Source organism: uncultured Cardiobacterium sp., from assembly GCF_938028185.1.
Lineage (GTDB): Bacteria > Pseudomonadota > Gammaproteobacteria > Cardiobacteriales > Cardiobacteriaceae > Cardiobacterium.
Map to the genome: position 1 here is coordinate 1 of NZ_CALJAH010000291.1, position 6,689 is coordinate 6,689.

Consider the following 6,689-nt stretch of genomic DNA (forward strand, 5'->3'; position numbering starts at 1 on the left):
TCAGTTTCCTACACAAGCATACGGAAAAATGCGGTTCTCCAAGATTTTAAACAGGTTCTCACAACACCTGCAACATTTGCGGGTCGTCGGCGTGTTCAATCAGCATGGCGCGGACGCGGCTTTGCCACAGCTCGCCAAAGCGGGCGAGTTCGGCAGCATTCGCCTCGCCGCTGACCGCTTTCGGCATCAGCGTCTGCATATCGGCGGCAAAGGGGACGATGCTGGCGTTGAGCTCCAGTTCGACCCGCGCGCTGTTATCGAGGCGGGTGAGCGCCATCAGCCCGGTCAGCGGTGCGTCGTAGGAGAGCAGGTCGCGGCGGCGGAACCGCCCCGGCGCGCCGATGCCGCCAAAGCCGGTTTCGGCAGCGGCGCCGGTGAGCAGGGTAGCGATGGTGGCGATGACACCGGTGGTGCCATTGTCGCGGGAATCGCGCATTTGCACGGTGATGCCGCCGCGTTCGGGCAGGTCGTCGCCGTAGAGCGCGCGCAGACCGCGACGGACGAGGAGGTAGGCGCCCGCAACCGTCGGGCAGGAATGCCCGGCGAGGCGCACCGCATCGGCGTAGTGGTATTCAAGGATGCCACCCGCCGCGGCGCCGAGGAAGCGGGCGAGCGGGTCGCGCACGCGCACGGTCGGTGCCTGGGCAAAAAAGGTGGGGAAAGTTTCTTGCATGGGATGTCTCCGGTTTCGTGTTGGAATGCGGGCAGTTGCGCCGCGGCGCGCAAGTATAGGGCGCGCGCCGGGCGGCGTCATTGAGGGTTGTCGCATCGTAACGTCGCCGCCAACCATTGCGCGTAACCCGCGTTCACTGCCACAACCGGCAGGCACAACACCTGCGGACAGTCATACGGATGCAGGCGGATTATCGCCGCCTCGACCGCGTCGTACAGCGCCCGCCGCGTCTTGATGGCAAGGCGCACCTCGTCGTCCATGCACAGCGCGCCCTGCCACCAGTATTGACTGCGAATCGCCTCGTACTGGATGCAGGCGGCAAGTCGTTCGGCCAGCAATGCTTTGCCAATGCGTTCGGCACTGGCGCGATCGGGCGCGGTGGAGAGCACCACGCACAGCTCATCGTTCATAACAATCTCCGCTTCAGCTATCACCCGGATTATATAGCGATACTCACCAAGCCCTGTACGGCGAGGCGGCGCAACGCTGTACAGGGCTTGGTGGGATTGCTATACCCTACGACGGCGACGACGCGCGGGCTATAATGCCATTCTCATTTGCAACCGGAGAACCATCATGTTGAAACGCCGACAATTTATCGCCACCACCTCCGCCGCGCTCGCCGCATTGTCGTTCCCCGCCCGTGCGCAGAATGCGGGCAAACTGACCCTGTGGGGGCCGCCGGTGACGCCGAGCGTGTTGCTTGCCATCGCCGCGCGCGAAGGCAAGGCGAAGGACATCAGCCCGTTTGAAGTACAAATCTGGCGCAGTCCCGACCAGTTGCGCGCCGGCCTGGTGAACGGTGAAATCGCCGCCTCCATCGTGCCGAGCTACGTCGCCGCCAACCTCTACAACCAGGGGCGCAAGGTCAAATTGTTCAACATCATGAGTGAAGGACTGAACTACATCGCCGCGCCCGTCGAAGACGGCAAGCCGCTCATCGCCAGCCTCGCCGACCTGGCGCAACGCAGCCTCGTCATCCCCTTCAAAAACGATATGCCCGACCTGCTCCTGCAAATCCTCTACAAAAAAGCGGGGCTGGATTTTGCGGCGGCGAAGGTGAGCTACACCGCAACACCGCCGGAAGCGCTGGTGCTGTTCCTGAGCGGCAAAGTGGATTGCGCCAACCTGCCCGAACCGCTGATGAGCCTCGCGCAAATCAAGGCAAAAGAAAAAGACAGGGAAATCGCACGCGCGCTCGATGTGCAGCAGCTTTGGGGCGAAGCATTCAACAGCGCGCCACGGGTGCCGCTCGCAGGCCTGCTCTTTACCGACGACTTTATCGCGCAGCACCAGGATTTCATTGCCGTGCTCAATGACGATTTGCAGGCGGCGGTCGAATGGAGCAAGGCGCATTCTGACGAGACGGCGAAACTTGCGGCGGAATATCTGCCCTTCCCGCCAGAAGCGCTCGCCGCCGGCATTCCGCATTCGCGCTTTTCCGCCATTCCCGCCGCCAGCATCGAGGCGGAAATCTTGAATTTCTACACGGAAATGCACGCGCTCAATGCGAAAATCACCGGCGGCAAAGTGCCGGATGCGGGGCTTTTCTATCGCGGTTAGGGGCTGCAAACCATCCGCGTCAGCGACTGCATATAAAACGACAATAGAAGCGTAGCCAACTGTGTTCCCCAACCCGTCGGTTGGGGAAACCAAACCCGGTAATTATGCGGTTTGCGGCGTGGATTCCTTCGTTTGTTCAAGGGTTGCGAGATAGTCCCGCATCCGCGCGTTCAAAATCCGCAGCAGTTTGTGCATACACGCATTTATCGCCACTTTGAACGGTTTGCCACGATTTATCAGCCGCTCGTAAAACACCTTGATTTTCGGATCAAAGCGCGTCGCCGTCAGCGTCGCCATGTACAGTGCGTTGCGCACCATCTTGCGCCCGCCTATGCAGACGGTCTTTAGACAGTACGCGGTTGTACGGCGCGTCTTGTACGGAACTTTGTGAGTATCGCTATATATACTGGTAATGCGCACGTTCTTTTGGAGGTCATTATGTTTTTTCTTTTATTAAGTGTCTGTTTCAGCGTGGCGGTGTCAGTGTTATTGAAACTGGCGCGGCGGCGGCAGTGGGCGCTGGCGCAGATGGTGGCGGTCAATTATCCGGTGGCGGCGGCCTTGACCTGGCTGGTGGCGCGGCCTTCGTGGGCAAACGCGGACGGTTTTTGGGCGTCGTGGTGGCTGTTCGCCCTGCTGGGGCTGTTGTTGCCGCTGGTGTTTGTGGTGATGGGGCGGGCGGTGCAGGCGGCGGGGATTGTCCGCGCCGATGCGGCGCAGCGGGTGGCGCTGGTGATTCCGCTGTTGGCAGCGTTTTTGTGGTTCGGCGAGCGGTTGTCGCCGTGGTCGGTGGCGGGGATTGTGCTGGTGTTCGCCGCACTTGCCTGTTTGTTGCAGCGCGATGGTGCGGCGGGCGAAGGCGGCGGGCGGCACGCGGCGCTGTGGCTGGCCGGGGTCTGGCTCGGTTATGGTGTGATTGATGTGTTGTTGAAGCGGTTGTCGCTGGCGACGGCGGGCGCGTTTCCGGCGCTGTTGTTGTTGGTGTTTGTGCTGGCGGCGCTGTTGTCGTTCGCTTTTTTGTGGGCGCAGCAGACACGCTGGTCGCGCGCGCCAGTGGCGGGCGGGGCGCTGCTCGGCGTGCTGAATTTCGGCAATATTTTTTGTTATTTGCAGGCGCACGCGGCGCTCAGGGAGAATCCCAGCGTGGTCTTCGCCGGGATGAATGTTGGCGTGATTGTGCTGGGTGCGCTGGTCGGTGCCGGGCTGTTCCGCGAGCGCCTGCGTCCGGTGAATGTCGCCGGGGTGGTGCTGGCGCTTATCGCGGTTGGCTGTTTAGCGTATGCCAGGTTTGTAGCCGCGTGAACAGGCGGCGCAGGCGCGGCGAGGTGTGGCGCTGCTCCCAGGCGCGCAGCAGCGGCAGGTGGATGGCGCAGGCGAGGATGACACCGCCGGCAAGGTCCACCGGGTAGTGCATCCCCAGCCAGACGCGACTCGCCATCACCAGCATGGCCCAAGCGGTGACGGCGCCGCTGATGATGAGGCGACGGCGGTTGGCGTAGCCGATGATGCCGGCGAAGAGTAGCGCCCAACTGGCAGCGAAGGTGGTGTGGCCGGAGGGGAAGCTGTAGCCGGTGTCTTTGGCGCGGTGGGCGATGAGGTAGGGCGGGGTTTGGTGCTCTGCCCGTGCGTAGTAGTTGCGGACGGCGTCGGCGCGGGCGCTGCGCGGCACGCTGTAGAAGGCGCGGATGCGGGCGGGGTCGTGTTTGCTGAGGACGGCGACGTAGGGGCGCGCTTCGCCAATGAGCGGTTTGAGCAGGCTTTTGCTGATTTGGGTCGCGCCGAGCGAGATGAGGACGACGAGCAGCAGCGCGCGGGTTTCGCCACGGCGGTGGCTGTAGCAGAGCAACGCGGTGAGGGCGATGATGCTGGCGAAGGCGACGGGACTGCCCGCGGTTTGGGTGATGAGCCAGAGCGGGCGGGCAAGCGGGACTTCGCTGCCCTGCCAGTGCCAGCCGGTAAGCCAAAAGGCGACGGGGACGAGGAGGAGCAGGGCGGTGATGGTGAGGAGGCGTTTGGTCATGGTTGGTAACGGTAGGGGGGTGATGCGCGGGTATTGGTTGAGGATGTTTTCTTTATCCCGTGCGCATGACGCCGCGGTGATTGTCGCCGGGAGGATGAAGGAAATCCGTAATGTTCAATAGCTGCGGAAAATCATGGGGTTGCTTCTGTACGGTATGATTGGACACAGTTATGATAGCAGTTTTCCCGCCTGTATCTTTTGGCTATTCAAAAGGAAAATGCGTTGTAAAGTTACGACAAGTTTTATGATTTGTAATAAAGTGGAAATATAGATTTTCTTGGGGTAAGATTGCCTTACGTCGTGCTATAGGGTTATGAATTTTAACCGTATAGCCGCGGTGTGCCACCAGGCACGCAGGGAGAGCAGCCGCAGGATTTCTCCGCCCAGGATGGCTCTCAATCCGTTTCAATCGCCGCATCGGGTGTTTACCCGTTTGGCTTTCACTTAGTTATATTAGAGGTATATATGGCTAAACAAATCGCTTTGACGCTTGCCAGGGTCAAGGGCCGCAGCAATAGTGCAGATATTGTCGATCAGGTCAGTATCAATACAGGGAATGGCAGCCCGGTACACGTTCGCGCCGTTGACAACGTTTATTACCAGCTCACGGATTTGAGCACACAGTACGGTCCGGAAAACATCATGACCGAGCGCGTCGGCAACGATCTCTACGTCGCCTTTGAAGGCGAGAGCATCGAATCACCGAGCCTGATTATCGACAACTACTATGGCCTCAACCCGGACGGCAGCAAGAACCTGCTGGTCGGGCAGCACGAGAACGGCTCGTTCTACCCCTACGTCCCGGAAACCGCTCAACAGGGCGATGCGGTGCATATGCTCGCCGACCACGTTGCCGCCGGACAGGCACTGGGCGGTGATTCCAGCTTTGCCGGGGTCATCCCGGCCGATAGCGGTGCGGCAGGCGGCTGGAGTCCGTGGGCAATCCTCGGTGGCATCGCCGCTTTGGGCGGGCTGACCGCAATCGGTCTCGCGGCACGCAACCACCACAGACACAAAAAACACCACGACGACGATAACCACCAGCCGAATCCGAACCCGAACCCGAATCCAACCCCGGATCCGAAAACCATCGCTCCGCCGACCGTGGCGAGAGACACGGCAAACAAGGGCGGCGTCACCATCACCCCGAACAGCAAGGCGACCAGCCTGGACGTCAAATACACCGACGAAGCCGGTCATGAACGCACCCTGCACGTCAGCAAGGGCACGGATGGCAAGTGGACGGCACAAGGCGGACTGCCGGACGGCGTGACCGTTGACCCGAACACCGGCAAAGTCACCCTTGCCCCGGACAGCGTCAAGGATGGCTCAAACGTCACCGCAACCAACAGCGACGGCAGCCATACCAGCATGAACGCTACCGTAATCGCCGATAACGATGCGGGCAACACTCCCAATCCGCCGAATCCCAATCCGAATCCTTCGCCGAGTCCGAATCCTTCACCCAGCCCGAACCCCTCGCCGAATCCAAATCCTTCACCGAATCCTGCAATCAACCCGCCGACCGTCGCCAAAGACCCGGCGCATCAGGGCGGCGTTACCATTACCCCGGACAGCAAGGCAACCACCCTTGAAGTCAAATACACCGATGAACAGGGACAACCCCACACCCTGACCGCCAAAAAAGACGGCAGTACCTGGAAATTTGACGGTACCACGCCAACCGGCATCACCATTGACCCGGCAACAGGCAAAGTGACCATTGCACCGGAAAACGTCAAGGACGGCTCAACCGTAACCGCGAAAAACAGCGACGGCACCAACACCAGTACCGATGCGAGCGTCATCGCTGACAATGACAACGGCACGCCGACGCCGCCAAATCCCAATCCGAACCCGCAAACCATTGAGCCGCCGGTAGTCGCCAAAGACCCCACGCACAAAGGTGGCGTGACCATCAGCCCGAACAGCAAGGCGAACACCCTGACCGTTGACTACACCGACGAACAGGGACAACCGCACACCGTGACGGTGAACAAGGACGCGAGCGGCAAATGGACAGCGAAAGGCACGCTGCCGACCGGCGTGACCGTAGATGCGACCAGCGGCAAAGTGACGCTGGAACCAAAAGCGGTGAAAGACGGCAGCACCGTCAAGGCAAACAATGGCGATGGCACCAATACCAGCGCTGACGCCAGTGTTGTCGCCGACAACGAAACCGGCACCACCCCGCCGGCCATTGATCCGCCGACCGTGGTTGCCGATACCGCGCACCAGGGCGGAGTCGTTATCACCCCGAACAACAAGGCAAAAACCCTGACCGTCAACTACACCGACGAACAAGGACAACCCCACACCATCACGGTAGAAAAAGACACAAGCGGCAAATGGACGGCGAAAGGCACCCTGCCGAAAGACGTGGACGTTGACACGGCGACGGGCAAAGTGACGCTGCCGCCGGAGGAAGTCAAA

The 6,689-nt window shown here is 60.8% G+C and carries 5 protein-coding genes and 2 pseudogenes; 3 read left to right on the forward strand and 4 right to left on the reverse strand.

Annotated elements, in window-relative coordinates; genetic code table 11:
• Nucleotides 1-58 precede the first annotated feature (58 nt).
• Together Q0349_RS08570 and cutA are read right to left on the reverse strand one after the other, a co-directional pair.
• Complete coding sequence (locus Q0349_RS08570; RefSeq protein WP_298080448.1) at nucleotides 59-673, reverse strand: hypothetical protein; 615 nt, start codon at nucleotides 671-673, stop codon at nucleotides 59-61.
• Nucleotides 674-750: 77 nt separating this feature from the next.
• Nucleotides 751-1,083 (reverse strand): divalent-cation tolerance protein CutA, encoded by a 333-nt coding sequence (gene cutA, locus Q0349_RS08575; protein WP_298080449.1) that lies wholly within the window; start codon nucleotides 1,081-1,083, stop codon nucleotides 751-753.
• 166 nt (nucleotides 1,084-1,249) lie between these two features.
• Between cutA and Q0349_RS08580 the strand changes: the two genes are divergently transcribed.
• The gene (locus Q0349_RS08580; protein WP_298080450.1) at nucleotides 1,250-2,236 is read left to right on the forward strand and encodes an ABC transporter substrate-binding protein; all 987 of its coding nucleotides are present in this window, start codon (nucleotides 1,250-1,252) and stop codon (nucleotides 2,234-2,236) included.
• Nucleotides 2,237-2,338: 102 nt separating this feature from the next.
• Here the strand turns inward: Q0349_RS08580 and Q0349_RS08585 are convergent.
• A pseudogene (locus Q0349_RS08585) lies at nucleotides 2,339-2,566 on the reverse strand (IS110 family transposase); the annotation flags it as partial.
• A gap of 108 nt (nucleotides 2,567-2,674) precedes the next feature.
• On the opposite strand from Q0349_RS08585, the gene Q0349_RS08590 reads away from it, so the two are divergent.
• Complete coding sequence (locus tag Q0349_RS08590; protein ID WP_366916299.1) at nucleotides 2,675-3,538, forward strand: DMT family transporter; 864 nt, start codon at nucleotides 2,675-2,677, stop codon at nucleotides 3,536-3,538.
• Here Q0349_RS08590 and Q0349_RS08595 read toward each other — a convergent pair.
• Nucleotides 3,492-4,256: a phosphatase PAP2 family protein gene (locus Q0349_RS08595; RefSeq protein WP_298080452.1), complete on the reverse strand. Its 765-nt coding sequence runs from the start codon at nucleotides 4,254-4,256 to the stop codon at nucleotides 3,492-3,494. The genes Q0349_RS08590 and Q0349_RS08595 overlap by 47 nt on opposite strands.
• A gap of 465 nt (nucleotides 4,257-4,721) precedes the next feature.
• Between Q0349_RS08595 and Q0349_RS08600 the strand changes: the two are divergent.
• Nucleotides 4,722-6,689, forward strand: a pseudogene (locus Q0349_RS08600) (hypothetical protein); the annotation flags it as partial.

Bases quoted from the DNA above. Each gene is read 5' to 3' on its own strand.
- Q0349_RS08570 (WP_298080448.1), bottom strand. From the start codon at position 673: ATGCAAGAAACTTTCCCCACCTTTTTTGCCCAGGCACCGACCGTGCGC.
- cutA (WP_298080449.1), bottom strand. From the start codon at position 1,083: ATGAACGATGAGCTGTGCGTGGTGCTCTCCACCGCGCCCGATCGCGCC.
- Q0349_RS08595 (WP_298080452.1), bottom strand. From the start codon at position 4,256: ATGACCAAACGCCTCCTCACCATCACCGCCCTGCTCCTCCTCGTCCCC.
- Q0349_RS08590 (WP_366916299.1), top strand. From the start codon at position 2,675: ATGTTTTTTCTTTTATTAAGTGTCTGTTTCAGCGTGGCGGTGTCAGTG.
- Q0349_RS08580 (WP_298080450.1), top strand. From the start codon at position 1,250: ATGTTGAAACGCCGACAATTTATCGCCACCACCTCCGCCGCGCTCGCC.